The sequence below is a fragment of the Bacillus sp. DE0042 genome (assembly GCF_007680225.1).
GTDB lineage: Bacteria > Bacillota > Bacilli > Bacillales > Bacillaceae_G > Bacillus_A > Bacillus_A wiedmannii.
This window is the reverse complement of record NZ_VEJP01000002.1, coordinates 214,033-233,534: the sequence shown is the minus strand read 5'-3', so window position 1 is coordinate 233,534 and position 19,502 is coordinate 214,033. Positions and strand designations below refer to the sequence as shown.

Annotated in this window: 18 protein-coding genes and 1 other annotated feature; of the genes, 10 read left to right on the top strand and 8 right to left on the bottom strand. The window is 36.2% G+C overall.

Annotation, left to right across the window (positions count from 1 at the left end):
• Window positions 1–3: 3 nt before the first annotated feature.
• Window positions 4–1,428: an amino acid permease gene (locus tag FS802_RS11525; RefSeq protein WP_098655004.1), complete on the bottom strand. Its 1,425-nt coding sequence runs from the start codon at window positions 1,426–1,428 to the stop codon at window positions 4–6.
• A 270-nt stretch (window positions 1,429–1,698) separates the two neighbouring features.
• Here FS802_RS11525 and FS802_RS11515 point away from each other — a divergent pair, with 270 nt between their 5' ends.
• Together FS802_RS11515 and FS802_RS11510 are read left to right on the top strand one after the other, a co-directional pair.
• A complete protein-coding gene (locus FS802_RS11515; RefSeq protein ID WP_098655002.1) occupies window positions 1,699–2,448 on the top strand; it encodes an IclR family transcriptional regulator in 750 nt (249 codons plus the stop codon).
• Between the two features lie 51 nt (window positions 2,449–2,499).
• Entirely contained in the window at window positions 2,500–4,164 is a 1,665-nt protein-coding gene (locus tag FS802_RS11510) for a M20/M25/M40 family metallo-hydrolase (protein WP_141545882.1), read from the top strand.
• 201 nt (window positions 4,165–4,365) lie between these two features.
• Here FS802_RS11510 and proC read toward each other — a convergent pair whose 3' ends face one another.
• Window positions 4,366–5,184 (bottom strand): pyrroline-5-carboxylate reductase, encoded by an 819-nt coding sequence (proC, locus tag FS802_RS11505; RefSeq protein WP_000360731.1) that lies wholly within the window; start codon window positions 5,182–5,184, stop codon window positions 4,366–4,368.
• A 339-nt stretch (window positions 5,185–5,523) separates the two neighbouring features.
• Window positions 5,524–5,734 (top strand) — a binding site (T-box leader).
• 144 nt (window positions 5,735–5,878) lie between these two features.
• Between proC and proB the strand changes: the two genes are divergently transcribed.
• Complete coding sequence (proB, locus tag FS802_RS11500; protein WP_098655000.1) at window positions 5,879–6,982, top strand: glutamate 5-kinase; 1,104 nt, start codon at window positions 5,879–5,881, stop codon at window positions 6,980–6,982.
• A gap of 30 nt (window positions 6,983–7,012) precedes the next feature.
• The gene (locus tag FS802_RS11495) at window positions 7,013–8,260 is read left to right on the top strand and encodes a glutamate-5-semialdehyde dehydrogenase (protein ID WP_001006640.1); all 1,248 of its coding nucleotides are present in this window, start codon (window positions 7,013–7,015) and stop codon (window positions 8,258–8,260) included.
• A gap of 49 nt (window positions 8,261–8,309) precedes the next feature.
• Here the strand turns inward: FS802_RS11495 and FS802_RS11490 are convergent, their stop codons facing one another.
• Window positions 8,310–9,503, bottom strand: coding sequence for a NupC/NupG family nucleoside CNT transporter (locus FS802_RS11490; protein WP_000545487.1), 1,194 nt, complete (start codon window positions 9,501–9,503; stop codon window positions 8,310–8,312).
• A gap of 164 nt (window positions 9,504–9,667) precedes the next feature.
• Between FS802_RS11490 and FS802_RS11485 the strand changes: the two genes are divergently transcribed.
• From FS802_RS11485 to FS802_RS11465, 5 genes are all read left to right on the top strand, one after another.
• Window positions 9,668–10,711, top strand: coding sequence for an ArsR/SmtB family transcription factor (locus FS802_RS11485; protein ID WP_000454586.1), 1,044 nt, complete (start codon window positions 9,668–9,670; stop codon window positions 10,709–10,711).
• Window positions 10,712–10,762: 51 nt separating this feature from the next.
• Window positions 10,763–11,983, top strand: a complete 1,221-nt coding sequence (locus tag FS802_RS11480; protein WP_098654997.1) for an MFS transporter — start codon at window positions 10,763–10,765, stop codon at window positions 11,981–11,983.
• Between the two features lie 96 nt (window positions 11,984–12,079).
• Window positions 12,080–12,406, top strand: coding sequence for a heme-degrading monooxygenase HmoA (hmoA, locus tag FS802_RS11475; protein ID WP_000469503.1), 327 nt, complete (start codon window positions 12,080–12,082; stop codon window positions 12,404–12,406).
• Between the two features lie 148 nt (window positions 12,407–12,554).
• A complete protein-coding gene (locus FS802_RS11470) occupies window positions 12,555–13,259 on the top strand; it encodes a nucleotidyltransferase domain-containing protein (protein ID WP_098274059.1) in 705 nt (234 codons plus the stop codon).
• Window positions 13,260–13,464: 205 nt separating this feature from the next.
• Entirely contained in the window at window positions 13,465–13,860 is a 396-nt protein-coding gene (locus tag FS802_RS11465) for a VOC family protein (RefSeq protein WP_098274060.1), read from the top strand.
• 152 nt (window positions 13,861–14,012) lie between these two features.
• Here FS802_RS11465 and FS802_RS11460 read toward each other — a convergent pair whose 3' ends face one another.
• Window positions 14,013–14,615: a hypothetical protein gene (locus tag FS802_RS11460; RefSeq protein ID WP_098654996.1), complete on the bottom strand. Its 603-nt coding sequence runs from the start codon at window positions 14,613–14,615 to the stop codon at window positions 14,013–14,015.
• 282 nt (window positions 14,616–14,897) lie between these two features.
• Between FS802_RS11460 and FS802_RS11455 the strand changes: the two genes are divergently transcribed.
• Window positions 14,898–15,401, top strand: coding sequence for a GNAT family N-acetyltransferase (locus tag FS802_RS11455; protein WP_000127643.1), 504 nt, complete (start codon window positions 14,898–14,900; stop codon window positions 15,399–15,401).
• Between the two features lie 138 nt (window positions 15,402–15,539).
• On the opposite strand, the gene lsrF is transcribed toward FS802_RS11455, so the two are convergent.
• From lsrF to FS802_RS11435, 4 genes are all read right to left on the bottom strand, one after another.
• A complete protein-coding gene (lsrF, locus tag FS802_RS11450) occupies window positions 15,540–16,322 on the bottom strand; it encodes a 3-hydroxy-5-phosphonooxypentane-2,4-dione thiolase (RefSeq protein ID WP_144525035.1) in 783 nt (260 codons plus the stop codon).
• 6 nt (window positions 16,323–16,328) lie between these two features.
• Complete coding sequence (locus FS802_RS11445; RefSeq protein ID WP_000909986.1) at window positions 16,329–16,691, bottom strand: cupin domain-containing protein; 363 nt, start codon at window positions 16,689–16,691, stop codon at window positions 16,329–16,331.
• 177 nt (window positions 16,692–16,868) lie between these two features.
• On the bottom strand, window positions 16,869–18,431 hold the full coding sequence (lsrK, locus tag FS802_RS11440; RefSeq protein WP_141545881.1) for an autoinducer-2 kinase: 1,563 nt from the start codon (window positions 18,429–18,431) through the stop codon (window positions 16,869–16,871).
• The gene (locus FS802_RS11435; protein ID WP_000192723.1) at window positions 18,431–19,363 is read right to left on the bottom strand and encodes a sugar-binding transcriptional regulator; all 933 of its coding nucleotides are present in this window, start codon (window positions 19,361–19,363) and stop codon (window positions 18,431–18,433) included. Before FS802_RS11435 ends, lsrK begins: the two co-directional genes overlap by 1 nt.
• Window positions 19,364–19,502 lie beyond the last annotated feature (139 nt).

The following is a 19,502-nucleotide window of genomic DNA, read 5'->3' as shown; positions in this document are numbered from 1 at the left end:
GTATTACATAGTCTCGCTAATTTTAGTTTCACTTTGAGTGTTAGTAGAAATTCTTTTCTTCACTTTAAAGTGATAGTAAGTGTAGCAAAAGATGATAAACGGTACAGTGCAATAGATTCCAAGTCGTTGTTCAGGGATAAAGATAAGACTGATTAATATAATGCCATACAATCCAAAACCAAGAATTGGTACAAGTGGATAAAGTGGAGTTTTAAATTTTAAGTCTTCTAATTTTCCACCGTCTGCTAAATAATGTTTACGGAAAAAGAATTGAGAGACACAAATTGACATCCAAACAATGATTGTTATGACGCCAGAAATTGAAATTAACCATAAGTAAACTGTTTCAGCAGCTACGACGCTTGTTAAAAGAGAAAAAGCAGAAATAGAAATTGTCAAAATTAAAGCGTTTAAAGGTATTCCTCGTGAAGATAATTTCTTTAAAAAGGCCGGAGCCATTTCATTTTTTGATAATGACCAAAGCATGCGAGTTGCAGCGTACAGTCCAGAGTTTGCGACAGAAAGAACAGCAGTAAGAATAACAAAATTCATAATATCAGCTGCATATGGAATACCGATATTATCAAATACAGCAACGAATGGGCTCTTTGTTAATCCTGCTTCTTCCCAAGGAATTAAAGCAACAAGAACAAAGATTGCTAAGACGAAGAAAAACATCGTGCGCCATATAATATTTCTAATAGAACGAGGTAAAGTTTTTGCTGGATCTTCACTTTCACCTGCTGCGATTCCGACAAGTTCTGTACCTTGGAAGGAATAATTGACTGTAACCATTGTTAATAGAATAGCTGCAAGTCCATTTGGGAATAAACCGCCATGATTTACGAAATTTGATAATAGCGGGGCTGGTTCGTCGCCTTTTAAGTCAATAAAACCGAACATAGCGGCACCGCCAAGGATAATAAAAGCTATAATGGCAGATACTTTTATACTTGAAAACCAAAATTCTGTTTCTGCATAACTACGAGCAGATAATGCGTTAATAGTGAAGATTGTAACGCCAAATATTAAACACCAAACCCAGACGGGAATATCAGGAAACCAGCGTTGTATTGTAATGCCGGCAGTTGTAAATTCAAGACCGGTCGTATTCGCCCAGCTTAACCAATACAACCATCCGATCGTAAAGCCAGTTGCAGGATTGATGAACTTAGTTGCATATTCCTGAAAAGAACCTGAAACAGGCATGGCTACAGCAAGTTCACCAAGACAAAGCATAACGAAATACATTAATAATCCACCAGCCATAAAGGCAAGTACGGATCCACCAGGTCCAGCTTGACTTATAATAAAACCAGATCCGTTAAATAACCCCGTTCCAATCACACCACCGAGTGCAATCATGAATAAGTGTCTACTTTTCATCGTACGTTTTAATTCATTGTTTGTATTACTTACTTGCGTCATTGTTTTCCTCACTTTCGTAGTTGATAGAATAAAGCTTGATGCTTTTCCGTATTGTGGAATGTATTCCGTGATGTGAAATCTTGTTATAATTTTCAGATAATTAAAAAGAAAAGTCAATATTTTTTTGATTACGCTTTCAAATTATTGTCGTTGGTACATTTTTATTTTTAGAAAATTGAATAAATAGATTGATTTCATTTTAAATTTTTGTTAAATTGATAGGTAATTGAGCGAACTAGCATATTACAAGTCAAGCTGAGGTGAGTTATTATGGTGCAGTCCATTGATCGAGCGATAAGTATTATAAATTTGTTAAATTCTACTAATGAAAAAGAGGATTGGGCTATTTCTGATATAGCGGACAGAACACATCTCCCAGTTAGTACAGTACATAGATTACTTAATTCTCTAATCGAGCATGGGTTAGTTACGCAAATTTCAGAAACGAAACAGTACAAAATTGGGCCAATGTGGATGGAAATAGGATTACGTCAATTGGAGAAAGTAGACTACAGATCAGTTGCAAGAGAAGTGATGAAGCGGTTAGCCTCTGAAGTGGAAGAAAGTGTTTATTTGAACATTCCAAATGGAACACATTCTATTATCATTGAAAGAATGGATAGCCCTTTAAAAATTCGAGTTATTGATAACTTAGGGGAACAAATTCCACTTTCAATTGGTGCGGCAAATAAAACGATGCTTGCCAATATGAAAACGAATGAAATGGAACATATTGTAGAACATTTACTTTCTTCATTACCAGAACAAAAGCACATTCTTTTAGATCAAATAAAGCAAATAAAAACTGAAGGATATGCGGTAAGTTATGGTGAAAAAACAGAAGGGACAGCTTCAGTAGCTGCACCTATTATCGGATTTAATCATAAAGTAGTAGGAGCATTAAGTGTTGGGTTAATTAGTCACCGCATTAATGATGATCGACTATCTTTTCTGATTAGTAAGGTAAAACAAGCAGCTCATGAAATATCAATAAAAATCGGCAGTACATCAGAGCTATAATTTTGATAACTGTCGTCATTTTTTATTCAGATAATGGAATTCATTTTCATAATGCGGAAAAATAGGGGGATTTATATGTCAAAGTGGCAATCAAAAGAACAATTGATTCAATTATTAAACAGTCTTGTTGAAATTCCTAGTATTACAGGTACAGAAGCTGAAGTGATATTGCCAGACTTTGTTGTGGAACAATTATCTGATTTACAGTACTTCAAAGAAAACCCGTATCATTTGCAAAAAAATCCGACGGGGGACGGACGATATTTTGTTACAGCCCTAGTAAAGAAAAGCGATAGTACAAAAAATACCGTAATTCTAGTTAGTCACTTTGATGTTGTAGATGTGCAAGATTACGGAGTTTGGAAAGAAGATGCATTTAATCCTAAAAAGTTAACATCTATGTTTTATTCTCATAAAGATGAATTACCCGACCATGTACGTGAAGATATAGAACAAGGAGAATGGCTGTTTGGCAGAGGAACAATGGATATGAAATGTGGCCTCGCTTTACAAATGGCAATGATTGAGCAAGCCTGTGAAGGAAGATTTGACGGGAATGTTCTTTTATTAGCTGTTCCAGATGAAGAAGTAAACTCTGTAGGGATGAGGGCTGCTGTTCCAAGACTACTAGAGTTAGCAAGAGAACACGATTTAGATTATAAAACGGTACTAAATTCAGAGCCTATGTTTTCACGACATCCTGGTGACCAAAATAAGTATATTTACACTGGTTCTATTGGTAAAGTGTTACCTGGATTCCTTTGCTACGGAAAAGAGACACATGTAGGTGAACCATTTGCAGGCTTAAATGGGAGTTATATGGCTGCTTTATTAACAGCTGAATTAGAATTGAATACGGACCTTTGTGATGTTGTAGAAGGAGAAGCGAGTCCTCCCCCAACTAACTTACTTCAACGTGATTTAAAGGAGGATTATTCTGTACAAATTCCGCATCGTGCAGTCACATTATTCAATTTGTTTTTACTAGAAAAAACGATGACAGATGTCGTTTCATTGTTACGTCAAAAAGTAACGAAAGTAGCAGAGAAAATAGAGGAATCATATGAAAAGCAAGCGTATCGTTTTTCTAAATATAATCCGTTTATACCGCCTAATATGAAAGTGAATGTTTTAACGTATGAAGAGCTTATCGCTTATGCAATTGAACAACATGGGCAAGAGAAAATAGATGATATTCAATCTAGTATAATAAAAAATAGAGAAGATCAAGATGATCGTGCGGTAACAATTGATTTAGTGGATAAACTAGCTATTTTATGTAAAGAAAAGGCTCCGATGATTGTACTTTTCTTTGCTCCGCCATATTATCCAGCTGTAAGTTCACGCAACAACTCGTTAATTAAAGAAGTAGTTACAGAAATGGAAAAGTATGCTCACTACAATCATAACATTACATTTGAAAACCAAAACTATTTTGGAGGAATTTCAGATTTGAGCTATGTGGGCTTACAGAATCCACTAGATTCAATGAGTTCACTTGTAGACAATATGCCATTATGGGATAAAGGTTATTCGATTCCACTTCAGGAACTAGAAGAGTTTGACGTTCCAGTATTAAATATGGGACCAGTAGGAAAAGATGCACATCAATGGACAGAACGTTTAGATGTAAATTACGCATTTGAAACGCTATTAGATATGTTACCGAAATGCATTGAAAAATTATTAGTTTCTAATAAAATTACACAATCATAGTAGGGAATAAGGAAGGGATAAAACTAAAATCTCAAAAGAAGATACAAATAAAATTATTGTAGTATAACCAAAAGAACGGACAAACTCAAGTATCTATGAGTTTGTCCATTTATCATTTAGTGAAAGCGAGAGAGTATGTAATTCACCATTTTCTAATTAAATTCATGTGAATTCATAGCTAACGTGATCTCTTTTATAGTTTTACTTTTTCGTTTGACCAGATAATTCAACAGACTTTTGTGTACAACGCTGCATAGCTGAAATGATGGCTGTTCGTAAGCCTTTTTCCTCTAATGTTGCTACAGCTTCTATCGTTGTTCCGCCAGGAGAACAAACCATATCTTTCAATTCACCTGGATGTATTCCTGTTTCTAGTACCATTTTTGCAGAGCCTAACACAGCTTGAGCAGCGAATTTATATGCTTGATTTCTAGGCATACCATCTAGTACAGCTGCATCTGCCATCGCTTCTATAATCATATATACGTATGCTGGCGACGAACCACTTACAGATGTTACAACGTCCATTAATTTTTCGCTTACGATCTCTGTTTGACCAAAGCTATTGAAAATGTTTAGCACATCTTCTAAATCTGTTTCTGTCACCATTTCATTAGGGCATAATGCAGACATTCCTTCTCCAACAAGGGCAGGTGTATTAGGCATTACTCTTACAACCTTTAATTTTTTATCAAAAGCTTCTTCAGTACTTTTAATGCTTTTCCCGGCAGCGATCGTTACGACGATAACATCGTTTTTGATTACTTCTTTTATTTCGTTAATGATTGATGCGTATAGGTCTGGTTTAATTGATAAAATTAAAATATCAGCATTTTTAGCTACTTTATTGTTGTCAGTAGTTGTAGTTAGCCCATATTTTTCACTAGCATTTTTTAAATTCATAGTGTTTAAATCCGAACAAATAATATTATTTGCAGACACTATCTTTTTGTTTAGCATCCCACCAATCATAGCCATTCCCATATTTCCACAACCGATGAATCCAATTTGTTTATCCATAATAACTCAATCTTGCTCCTTTTATAATAAATTATATCATTTTGAAATTGTTATCTTAAAATAACAATAACATCTCCATGCAATATAAAGAAACATTCTAAGAGAATATATTCCTTTTTGCAACACTAAAAGATAAAAATCAATTATATTCGACATTCTGTAAATATATACACTATAATTTAAGGTATTATGTTTATGAATATGAGTTAAACTTATATCGATTTGTATGTTCATTCAGTAGGTCAATAATTTCATGCAAGTAACTTGCCGCTCTATTCATTTTTAAAAATACTTCTTGACACCAAATCAAACTATATCGCATAATATAAAAAATTAAACCGAAAATCGTTGAAGGGAAATAGTACATATGTCTTCTTGCGAAAGAGAGTGGAATTCACCGGCTGAAAGATTCCTCGTATAGAATATATCGAACCTATCCCTGAGTCTTAAATGAAAGTTTAGGCGTTCGCCTGCGTTATAGGCGCCAAGTGGATATCTATGTATATCAATTAAGGTGGTACCGCGGAACAATGACCGTTTCGTCCTTTTTATTTTATTAAGGGCGAAGCGGTCATTTTTATTTTGCTCTTAAATAGGCTAGGCGCAGCATTGAAAAGAATAGAATCGCTGCAAGCTGTATAAATAGAAGTGTAATTTATAAAAAACTTTGATTTTAGACTTGGGGGATAAAAAAGTGAAAAAACAACGAATTGTTGTAAAGATTGGGAGTAGTTCCTTGGCAGATAGTCACGGAGGCATCTCTATAGAACAACTTTCAGATCACGTTGCCGCATTGGCTCGATTGAAAGAGGAAGGGCATGAAGTTTTGTTAATTACATCTGGGGCCGTCGCTGCAGGTTTTTCAGCTCTAGGGTATCCTAGTAGACCTGTGACAATTAAAGGAAAACAGGCTGCTGCAGCTGTCGGACAAAGTTTGTTAATGCAGGCGTACACGGAGGAATTTCGTAAATATGGTATCGTTACTGCGCAACTATTGCTGACGAGAAGTGATTTTTCTAGAAAAGAACAATATAGTAATGCTTACGCTACATTAGGAGAGTTACTAAACCGTTCTGCTCTTCCAATAATTAATGAAAATGATTCCATCTCTTTAGAAGAGCTGACATTCGGTGATAATGATATGCTGTCAGCTTTAGTAAGCGGGCTTGTTTTGGCGGATATGCTAATGATTTTTACGGATGTGAACGGTTTATACGACAAAAATCCTCAGAAAAATGCGGATGCGAAAAAGTATTATTTCCTTCCTGAAGTTACGGAAGAAATCGCTTCTATTGCAGGAGATGCTGGGTCCAAACTTGGGACTGGCGGTATGAAGTCAAAAATTGATGCTGCGAAGACAGCACTTTCTCTTGGTGTGAGTGTATTTATCGGAACAGGACGTGGACAAGAGAAATTTGTAGATGTTTTGAAGGGCAAAGGTGATGGAACGTATGTCGGAAATGCTCCTCAAAAAGAAATGAAAGTGAATAAGCAATGGATTGCCTTGCATTCGCTTGTTAGTGGACAAATTGAAGTAGACGCTGGAGCAGCTACTGCTATCATTCAGCATGGTAAGAGTCTTCTTCCTGCTGGCGTTACGAATGTGTCAGGATTTTTCAAAGTTGGCGATGTCGTAGAAGTAATGACGCAACAAGGGCGCGTCATCGGAAAAGGGCAATGCACATATAGTGCTGAGGAACTAAGAGATGTAAAAGGTATGCAAAGCCAAGATATCCAAGCAAGAGGCGATAGGCATAATTATGAAGTCATTCATAGAGATTATTGGGTTTCACTTTAAGAATAGTGATGTTAAGAAGGAGGAAAAAAGATGAATGAAGTGTTGGCAAAGGGAAAAAAAGCGAAAGAAATTGCTAGAGAACTTGTACTAAAATCTACAAGTCAAAAAAATGAAGCACTTGCTGCAATTGCTGAAAGGCTAATAGTAGAAACAGCTTATATTTTAAAGGAAAACAAACGGGATATTGAAGAAGGTAGGGCGAAAGGATTTTCCGATTCTCTTCTTGATCGTCTTATGTTGACGGAGCAGCGTATTATTGATATGGCAGAGGGAATTAAGCAGTTAATTGAATTACGTGATCCTATTGGAGAATGTGTAAGTAAATGGGAGCGACCAAATGGACTATCTATTCAGGAGATGCGTGTACCACTTGGTGTTGTTGGCATGATTTACGAGGCAAGGCCGAATGTAACTGTGGATGCTGCTACAATTTGTTTGAAGACAGGAAATGCAGTTATATTACGTGGTAGTTCTTCTGCTATCAATTCTAACAAAGCCATCGTTTCCGTTATTCATCGAGCGCTCAAAGAAACAAGCTTGCCTCCAGAAAGTGTACAGCTTATAGAAGATACAACGCGAGATAGCGCAAAGCAGTTGTTTACAATGAATGATTACCTAGACGTTCTTATTCCAAGAGGCGGCAAACAATTAATCGATACGGTAGTAAGAGAAGCATCTGTTCCAGTACTTGAAACGGGTGCAGGAAATTGTCATATTTTCATTGATGAAACAGCGAATAAGCAAATGGCAATTGATATTATTATTAATGCAAAAACGCAGCGTCCATCTGTATGTAATGCAATTGAAACGATTGTACTTCATGAGAAGTGGGTGCAGCAATATGGTAAAGAGCTGTTTTCTGCTTTAAAGGAAAGAGGCGTGGAACTACGTGGTGATCAAAAAGCATTGGCAATTGATTCTTCAATTGTACTTGCTTCAGAAGAAGACTGGGGTACAGAATTTTTATCACTCACGCTGGCAGTGAAAGTAGCTTCTTCTATAGAAGAAGCGATTTATCACATAAATACGTATGGATCTATGCATTCCGAAGCGATTATTACAGAGGATGAGGAAAACGTCAATAAGTTCTTCACATCTGTTGATGCGGCGGCACTTTATCATAATGCATCCACTCGTTTTACTGATGGATCTGAATTCGGATTTGGAGCAGAAATTGGCATCAGTACACAAAAGCTACATGTAAGGGGACCGATGGGACTTCCTGCATTGACTTCTACAAAATATGTGATTCGTGGAAATGGTCAGATTCGAAAATAATAATAAAAGACACTCAATTAGCTTGGGTGTCTTTTATTTTAAAGATTATTTACCATACAAATAGTCCAACAAGCATAGCGCTTAATAAGGAAACTGCCATCCCGCTAACAAGAAGCTTCCAAACATTTTTACCGATTATGGCTGATTTTTCTCCGCCAAATAATGAATTGTAAGTTCCGTAAATCATACCTACTGTACTAAAGTTAGCAAAAGAAGCTAGAAATGTAGTTGCAACTGCAACTGTATGTGGTTGTAAAGACTTTAGGTTTGATTTTAAATCCATCATTGCAACAAATTCATTCGTCGTTATTTTGATCCCCATTAATTCAGCTACATACATCGCATCACTGCCCGATAAACCGAGTAAAAAAGCAAAAGGGCTAAAGATAATGGAGAAGATTTTTTGAATTGTTAAACCTGTGACGAAAAAGCCTAAAATCCCATTTAAACATGCAGTTAATGCTACATAACCAATTACCATAGCTAAAATAACGATAACCATATTCATCCCGACTAACATACTGTTTGAAATTGTAGAAAAGAAATCTTTTTTTTCATCTTTTGAAGGTGTATATACGACATCTTCTTCTTTCGTAACTTCCACAGGATTTAATACATTGGCTAAAATTAATGCGTTAATACAGTTTAAAGGGATAGCGCTGAAAATATATGTTGCCGGAACCATTGATAAATAAGCGCCAAGAATGGATCCGCTAACGCTACTCATACTCATAATTCCAAAAGTTAATAAACGATTTTCTTTTAAAACGGATAATTGATCACGGACAACCGCAAGTGCTTCAGTGTTTCCTAAAAACATCATTTGAATCGAAAAGAAACTTTCTAACTTTGGTAAACGAGAAATCTTTGAAATAACTGCACCTACTTTATCAATAATCCAAGTTAAGATACCGAAGTACGAAAGAATATCAAAGAACGTGATAACAAAAATGATAGGAAGTAATGCACTAAAGAAGAAATCAACAGTTTGATTTTCCATAGCGGAAGGAAATACAAACCGAATACCTTCATTCGCACATGATAGTAGCCAACTGAAAAATGAAGCAATTTTATTAATGATAATACTGCCGAGCTTCGTGCCTAACATAAACCACGTAATAAAGAGCTCCAATATGATTAGAATAACGATTGGTCTCCATTTTATTTGTTTTTTATTAGGCGAACATAGGAAAACGATTAATATTACAACAAAAATCCCTAACATATTTAATATGAAATGCATCTCAACAACTCCTTGAGAGTTATTATTTGTATATAAAAAAGCTCCTATTCTTCTTAATTTAGAGTGAATGTATTTCAACTTAAATTTTATTAATTCTAAAAATATAGAAGGTAAAATTCGATAAAAATAGAATTTGATATATAGCAAACAAGGAGGGGATAAAAATGGAGGTTTATCACATAACGAGTAGAAAGAGGGAAACTTATTACGTTCAAGTAAAATATTCGATACTTTTCGAATGTGCACTAGGCATTGCGGCAATTACTCATAAAAGGTTAATCGATACTCTTGAAAAGAGTCAAAATGAATGGGAAGAGATTAAGGAATCATTAACAGAAGAAATGAGAGAGCACTTACATTTTGTAGAAGAACATAACACGTGGAAAGCGTTGCTTCAGTTATTGTATGAAGGAGAGTTTCAGGACTTATCACAGTTTCGTGCTAAAATCGATTCACTTTCAGAAGAAGACTTGAAGTATATATGTTTACCGTTTTTAGGTGAGAAATATGAAGAGAAAAGACATTTAGCAGCAAGTGGAGACGTAACGGCAATACATGAACTAATGGAATTGACACATGATCATCAATTTTTCTCCACGTATATTCGTTTTATATGTGATGTTCATGTACAAGAGCTGCAATCCCATTTAACCGCTGTTATGACAGGTTGGTATGAGAGTGTTATTCAGAAAGAGGAAGAGCAAATACTATCTATATTAAAACGAGATTATGAAGCGAAAAATGAAATGAATAAAAAGATGAAACCAGAAGAGTTTGTCGAGTGGGCGACTGGCGGCGTGAATTATATGCCAGAGCCAAGTGTTCATTACGTACTTCTTATCCCGCAAATGACATACAGACCGTGGAATATTGAGGCGGATATTGAAGATACGAAAGTATTTCATTACCCAGTCGCAAACGAAAGCATTCATCCTGAAGATCTGTATGAACCGAATTATTTTTTAGTTCAAAAACATAAAGCACTTGGGGATGAAGCGAGGTTACGCATTGTAAAAATGTTGTTTGAAAAAGAACGAACATTGCAGGAAATTACAGAGAGACTGCAACTCGGTAAGTCGACAGTACACCACCATTTGAAATTGTTACGTGCAGCGAAGTTAGTTGATATACATGAGGGGAAATATGTATTGAGAAAGAAAGCAGTACAGTCGTTAGCGAAAGAATTAGACGCGTTTTTAAATAGATAATATGCAACTAGAATGCACATAGAGGGAGGAATCTAGTAGAAAAGTTGGTGTATGAAATTGAAAAATGTATTGAAAAACCGTTCGTTCTTTTATATGTGGATTGGCAGTGCAATTTCAGAGTTAGGTGGGGCTTTCGGAACGTTATGTAATTCGATTCTTGTTTATGAATTAACAGGGTCAAAAACAGCATTAAGTAGTATGTGGTTACTATACTTTATCCCGTCACTCATACTACAACTAATAAGTGGCCCATTTATTGATAAATGGAGCCGGAAGTGGATTATGATATTTTCGCAATGGGTGCGAGCTTCGATCTTCTTACTGCCGTTAGTCATGTTACTTACTAACAGTATAGAAGTATGGCATGTGTATGTCGTACAAATAATAATCGGGCTTATTACGCCGCTGTATACACCTGCAAGTCAAGCAATTACACAGAGCATTGTATGTAAAGAACAGCTTCAAGACGCAAATGCGTCTATTGATGGAATGGCTCGTCTGATGATGTTTCTTGGGCCCGTATTAGCCGGAGTAATCATTCATTTGATTGGAACAGAACTTACATTATCTTTCGTATGTATTTGTCTATTTGTTAGTGGTGCATTATTACTTAATATAAAAGAGAGGAGAACAACACAACCCATTCGGAAAACGTGGTTAGAACAGTTTCTTCACGGTTTTACATATTTTTTCACAAAACCAGTTATCGTTTGGCTAGGTATTTTTCTTACTTTCGTGCAATTTGGGGTTGGGGTAACGTTGGTTACAAATCTTCCTTATATAAAAGATGAGCTGTCAGCAGGGTATGCGGGGTTTGGTTGTTTTATGGCTGGTTTCCCGTTTGGCTATGTAATTGGATCTATACTAGTCGGAAAAGTAACGTATAAAAGCCGGCGGATACTTATGCTTGGTGGATTGTTTATAGGAGGACTTACATACATTTCTCTAGGGTTCAATCATAGTATAGTAATTGCGGTGTTCATTGAAGTAGTTGCAGGTATTTGTATTTCATTTTTCAATGTTCATAACACAACAATTTGCCAACAAACAGTACCAAACAATATGATAGGACAAATATTTTCAGTGCGTTTATTTTTCATACGATCCGCTATGCCGTTAGGTGTGTTATTAGGAGGCATATTAAGTGAAATGTGGGGAATAAGAGCACTATACTTTATTATCGGTGCGATTATATGTGTTCCTTCTTTAATAGGATTATTCCTTCCTTATTTCAAATTTTTAGATGAAGCTGTTGAAGAGAAAATAGCTTAATTCAAACAATTAAAACTTTTTAATTGAAAATAATTATCATAATCAACTATAATAGAAGAATACTAGTATTCGTAATAAGAAGAGGGAGTGGATTATATGTTTATTGAAACGAAAACATTTACAGTAAAAGAAGGTACATCAAATATAGTTGTAGAACGTTTCACTGGAGAAGGTATTATTGAAAAATTTGAAGGGTTCATCGACTTAAGTGTTCTTGTGAAAAAAGTAAGACGCGGCGATGAAGAAGTTGTCGTTATGATTCGCTGGGAATCTGAAGAAGCATGGAAAAACTGGGAAACAAGTGAAGAACATTTAGCAGGACATAGAGCGAGCCGTGGCAAACCAAAACCAGATCATATCATTAACGTTGATCACGCAGTTTATTATGTAAAATCATCGAAAGCGGCTTATCAGCAGTCATAAAATATAATTAAAGGTAGAGGATATTTGTTTATTAATAAACGAATATCCTCTTTTTTTGATTTATAGTAAAATATGGATGTGATATATGTTTTATTGTTTCGTTATAAATGGAGGTAAATGAAGAGAAGAAAATGTTTGGAGGTTACAAATGTTAGAAACACAAACATCTATTAAACATGAACAACATAAAAAATTAGTGCAAACAATAGTAGCTGAAATCTTATCAATAGATAAGGTAACTGGATGTATGCTTATCGGATCTGTCGCAAGAGGTGATGCATATCCTGATTCGGATTTAGATTTATATATTCTGTTAGAAGACGGACAAAAGAAGAAATTTCATTCTGAAATGAGAGAAGAAATTTTAATTGAATATAAGTATGCAGACGTTAATCAAATACAAGTAAACTTTAAAAACAATCCGATGGAACTATACTCATTTTTAGAAGGGGAAATTTTGTTTGATAGAAGCGGTGAGTTAAAAAAGTTAAAGGAAATAGCTACATATGAATTTGAAAACTATCGTGTTTCTAGCGACAAAGTGAAAGGTATTTCTCATTGGTTGCATAGTTCGCTCATTAAAATTCAGTCTACTTTGAAAGCACATGATGAGCTAAAGGCTTCATACATAGTTCATACATCAACTTGGACATTGGTAGAAGGGATATGGGCGATTAATAACAAACCTACACCGCCAGCTGGATCTGTTTTAAGGTATATTCAAGTGTTGCCTAATAAACCAATCCATTTGGAGGCATTACTTCATAAATTATTTTTAGGGAATACGACAGAGCGTATCTCTTCAGCAATCTTCTTGATTGAGTGGATTTTACACAATTTGAAAAGTAAATAATGTGGCTATTATATATAGGTACATTAATATTTCACGTCGAATCGTTCATGTAATTGCATTCATAAAAAAAATCGTTCTAGGCTATAGAGAAACGTATTAGACTATAAAGCATAGTCTTAGATGGAACGCTTGAATATCTTACCTTACATATTCAAGTATTATGAAAATAAGTCTACATACCCTTTGCTTAAAAGGAGATGAGTGAATGAAGTTAAATCATTTAAATCTATGTGTTGATGATTTATCAGAAGCGAGACATTTCTTTGAAACATTTTTTGATTTTCAATTTTTGGAGCAAAAGGGAAAGGCGCTAGTAGTAATGAGTGACGAGAGTGGCTTTCTACTTGTGCTAAGTGATCCAAAAGCATTTAAGGGAAATATGGAAGTAATGTATCCAGAAGCTTTTCATATTGGTTTTTTAGTGGATACTTCAAATGAAGTTGATCAAGCATATAATCGTTTAGTAGCTGGAGGCATTGAAATAGAAAAGGCACCGTATTCTATGAGAGGTAGTAGTTACGGTTTTTATTTTACAATGTTTAACGGATTGTTAATTGAAGTGTCCTGCCTTGACTATAAAGGTGGTAAGAAAGTTCAATAGCGATCAACAAGAGTAATTGTTTGAAGATGTAAAAGTAGCCCCTTATCCAGTTTGGAAGGGGGCTTGATTATTGTATTTATTTTTAATGGACATAAAAAATAAAAAACAAGCGGATTTTAGTCAATTATATGAATTGTGAGATAACTTTTTTATTAATCTATCTGAATTTCAAATTCAAGCACAGCTTGATCTTTCCTAAACGGCATATTGAGTTCTTTGAATCGTAAGCTTATTCCAGACAAATTATCAGGAAGGGCAGGAGATATAATGAAATGATGACTAAAATGTCCATCAGTGCCGCCACCACCTTCTGGCCAGCAGTCATATGTATCATCTATTGATAATTGGAAGAAACTTTGAGGCATATTTTCATTAAAAACTTCAGCAGTGGAATCCCAATCGCTATATAAATAAACTACACTAGCATTTGCATATTGCCGAATAAAAGTTACGGTATACATGATGCCTTTATGTTCATACGTTTTAAAAACGGGTATATGTTTTTGGAATGTAGTTGGTTCGACGCGAGGTTTAAATTCACCTTCGTCCATTATGGAAGAGAATAGTGAATTTAAATAGTCTGGATAAAATCCGTATTGCTTTGCCCATTTATAAATCGCTTCGTCATGTGGAAAACCTGGGTCACCACCTGAAAGTTCTTTCCGTTCTTTTAATAGTTCACAAATTTTTTCATCGATAGTATACAATCGTTCATCGTAATAATCAGTAGGGCGTTCAAAAGTCATCCGTTTCATAATCATTCCTCCTTTTCTTTATTTTAACAAAAAAGAAAGGGCGATACATTTTTTAATATAAATATTAATTGTAAATTTAAAATCATTCATAAATCAAATATTATAGATTTAAAATGAAGTTTGATAACAAGGTAGGTCTATTTAGCAGCGGAATTGCTTATGTATAAAATAACAATTAAGTGTGCTGATGCAAGAAAATTTAGAGAATGAAGCAGGTTTTCCATATGGTAAAGTACGAAACTATTATAAGTAGTGCAGTGATATGAATAGGAGGTTATGGCTATGACAGCTGTTTTTAAAGATATGGCGTTCCAGCTGAAAACAGAACGACTCGATCTGAATATGTGGGAGGAATCCGATGCAGTCTGGCTTAGAAAATTAATTGGTGAACGTGGTGTGGACATGCCAACTGTTGATTCTGTTCGTAACGCTCTTATTGAGATGCGCAAGAAAGCAACTGAAAATGGAATTTCTCTTCTTACTATTCGTAGGCGAGAAGAAGGGGATTTCATCGGATACTGTGGCTTAATTATCGGTCGTTCCACGCTTGAAGAGCCGGAAATTGCATACGAATTGTTCCAAAGTGCTCATCGCAAGGGTTATGCGACAGAGGCAGCATCAGCAGTGCTAGAGGCTGCGATTGCTACGGGTCGCCATAGACTTTGGTCAACTGTAGGCGCTTGGAATACGGCGTCTTTCCGGGTATTAGAAAAGATAGGGTTTCATCGGCATCACAGTACGTGGGGGGAGCGCGGTGAGATTGTTTGGAATGTACGAGATCTGTAGAAATCTGATCAAATTCGGAACAAAAAAATGTAAAAGAAAGCCTCTATGTTAGGTTACTTAGTAATCTAACATAGAGGCTTTTTCTTATAGTAAGTATTGATTTTGTATATATTTAAGTGTAATAGTCTGTCGTTTATTTTAATTTTTTACATCTTCGTATAATTGGAGTGCCTCTTTCACATTCAATCCATTCTTCACGATACCATGAATTGCTTGAATCATCGCAGCAGGATGTTCAGATTGCCATATGTTCCGGCCCATATCTACGCCAATTGCGCCTTCTTGCAGTGCATTGTACGTAATGTTTAATGCGTCTTCAATTGAATCTAGTTTTGGTCCGCCAGCGATTACGACTGGGGCAGGACAAGTGCTTGTAATTTTTTCGAACCCTTCGCAGTAATACGTTTTAATAATGTCAGCTCCCATTTCAACACAAACGCGGGAAGTGAGAGCTAGAAAGCGAGCTTCACGTTTTTGTAATTCTTTCGCAACAGCGGTAATGCCGAGTACTGGCAGACCGTAATCGTGAGCTTCTGAAACTACATTTGCGAGATTTGAAACTGTTTGTGTTTCATAGTCGGATCCGACGAAAACTGAAACGCCGACGCCAATTGCATTTTGTTTTACTGCTTCTTTTACAGGTGTAACAATTGTTTCATTCGCTAAGTCTTTACCGACGACAGTAGCTCCGCCTGAAACACGCATAACCATCGGTGTGCTGCAGTTTTCAGGAATACAAGAGCTAAGTACACCACGTGTCAAAAAGAGGGAATCTGTATAAGGAAGTAAGTTTTTAACGGTCTCAAGTGGTTGTTCTAGGCCGTGAATTGGTCCTAAAAAGTAGCCGTGATCTATCGCTAACATAACCGCTCTGCCATCAGGTAAAATTGTATTTAATCGATTTTTAAATCCCCAAGTCATGTGAAATCACTCCTTCGTTAATGTTGGATTTTCCGTTTGTACTGTATCTTTATTTGGTAAATGTGGTGACTTAATAAAAACTGCTTTAAAAGGTTTGTCAGAATGGTTAATAAGATAGTGAGATTCATGAGGGCGAACTTGCAATACATCGCCTTGTTTAATCGGAACTCTTTCGTTATTCACATAGAAATCAATTTCACCTTCTAATGCATAAAAGACTTCTTCGCACGTCGTATGATAGTGATTTTGAAACTCCTGCCCAGGCTGAATGACAACAAGACCAAGATCAATATTCGGACCTTGTATTAAATATTTCGGCCCGTTATCACCGAAGCGATAGGAGAAATCATTTTCATTCGCTTTTAACATACATTTCACTCCTTTATCCCGTATTAACGGGCAGTAAAACTCCCATCTCAAAATTTAGCTGGAGCAAAGAAGATAGGGGGAGATCAACTGCCCGTAAAAGCCCGATTGGTTCAACTAATAATCAGTGGGGGAGGAACAAAATCCCCCACTGATTAAAGTTTCACTTTATGTAATCTGTTACAGTGCACCAGGCGCAATCCACATATGTGAGGTGAGCCCTTTATCAGCTAAAGCGAGCTGACTGTCATATACAGTTTTCCATGTTTCATAGAACTCTTTATATAGTTCGTGATTTTCAGTAATTGGTTCGAATGTGTGCTCCCACTGTACAAACTGTTCGGCAGTTTCTGCCATAGATGAATATATGCCAGCACCAACTCCGGCAGCAATAGCAGTTCCTAAAGCAGCTGCTTCTTTCACAACTGGTACTTTTACAGGGATACCGAGTACGTCTGATAGAATTTGTGGCCATAGTTTTCCTTTAGCGGCACCGCCAGCAAACACGACTTCAGAAGGGAATGTTCCTGTGAGATTTTCTATTAATTTTAAGTTACCAAGTGTAACGAAGGCAGCATTTTCTTCAATAGCACGGAACAGTTCTTTTTTTCCGCATTTGTCAGCATCTAAACTTAAATTTAAAAAAGAAGGTGCGGCATGACGCCAAGAAATGTAGTTCATTACGTTTGAAAAAGTAGGGATAATACCATGTGAGCCGACAGGTACGTCTTTCGCTTGTTCTTCTAATAATGCATAAGCATCTACACCGAGCTTGTCAGCAAGTTTCTTTTCCTCTTGGCAAAAAGCGTCTCGAAACCAGCGCATAACTAGGCCAGGGAAAAAGGCAATCGTTTCATATTGCCACAGGTTAGGTACGACGTGACAATTTACGCGAATTGCAGCATATGGATCTGTTAGCGGTTCTGTAACATTCATTTCTTGTTGCCAAAAACTTCCTCCGCATATTAACGTTTGATTAGGTTTCACGACTCCTGTTCCAAGTGAGGCCATTTGTGCATCTCCGCCCCCGGCAACGACAGGAATTCCTTCACGTAATCCAGTGAATGCTGCACACTCTTTTGTAACATTGCCGATAACGGTACCAGCTTCATTTACTTTTGGTGAAAATGTCAAAGTTAGACCGCAATCTATAGCGATATCGTTATCCCATACTCTATTTTGTAAGTCAAAAATACCGGACGTACATCCGTTTGAGGGATCGATTTGCAGCACGCCGCTTAATTTATATAAAATCCAATCGTTTAACATCGTAAAAGAGTGAATAGCATTATAGACGTCTGGTTCATGTTTTTTAATCCAAAGTAGGCGGGGTAAAGCACCTAATGAAAAAGTTTGGCCTGATCTAGTATATAAATCTTCTTCAAGATGCGACCGAATTTCTTTTAGCTCACTAACTTCAGCAGATGCGCGCCCATCAACATTTGCACAAGCCCAAATTTCTTGCCCATCTTTATCATATAAAACAAAACCTTCTCGCATACTAGTAGCGCTAATAGCTTGAATAGAAGAGGGAGAGACATTACTTCTTTGTAAAACTTCTTTCGTGCATTGTTGTACAAGTTGCCAGTTTTCTTTTACATCAAAATTCATAGAGCCTGGATAGCGAGGATCCGTTTTATGAACCCATTCTTTTTGACTGACCGCAATTTGATTACCTAGTAAATCAAAAAGAACAGCTCGAATGCTTCCTGTACCAGCATCAAAAGCTAATAAATGAGACATTAACAATCACCATCCTTTCGTAATAAGGAGAGGGCCGTTTCCTCATCGGTAATTAATGTATGAATGAACTTTCCTTTTAAGGCACCATATATTGCATCTATCTTTTCTATACCTCCAGCAACACCAACGACATGCTTCATTTTGCGAAGGATAGAGAGTGGCGTACCAATTAGGCGGTTGTGATGCGGAAGATGTAATAAATCACCATTCGTATTATAAAACTGTCCTAAAATATCACCAGCGCCGTGTTGGCTACGAATATATGTCATTTCACGTAGCGTTAATTTTTCTTCTTTTACAATAGTTGCGTCTTGGGATAGCCCGCCAATACCAACAACTGCTGTATGAGCAAGTGAAGCGACATGAAGCATATCTTTTACACTCGGTTCTGATAGAATACTTTGTGCCATTTCGGTTGTAGATGCTAAAAACGGCGTAGGGATAATGTGAAAATCGCCTTGCATGTAGTGAAAATAGTTTTGTTTTCTCGGGAGATAGTGATTTACTCCGCCTGTTAGCGTTACGATTGAAAGATTAATAGAACTTTCAAAATGAATGTTTTCTAGCATTTTGCTAATCGTTTCGCCCCATCCAATGCCGAGTAAATCGCCTTGCTGGAGCTGAGTCTCTAAATATTGTGCAGCAGCTTTTCCGAGTGAGGCGGCATAATTGTCTATTGGAGTAGGGATAATGAAAGCATCTTTTAAGTGGAAATTTTTCATTAGGTCACGTTCAATGCTCAAACAGTGCAAACCAGTACCTTTTACGTGAAATGTAACGATACCTTCACTGCGCGCCTTATCTAATAACCGGACGACTTTATTTCTTGAAATATGAAGAAGTGAAGCGATCTCCTGTTGTGTTAATTGATCTTTATAATAGTACCAAGCTACTTTAGTTAATAAATTCTCTTCAAAGTTTAGCTGTGTCATACTCTTCATCCCTTTCAACAATTGACCACTGCTTAAACATATGTGCTACATATTTTGTTTATTCCAGTTGAAACGATTATTAGTCTGGTGAAAAAAGTGTTCTAGATATGAAAAAAGGAATATACAATGCTACAAAACA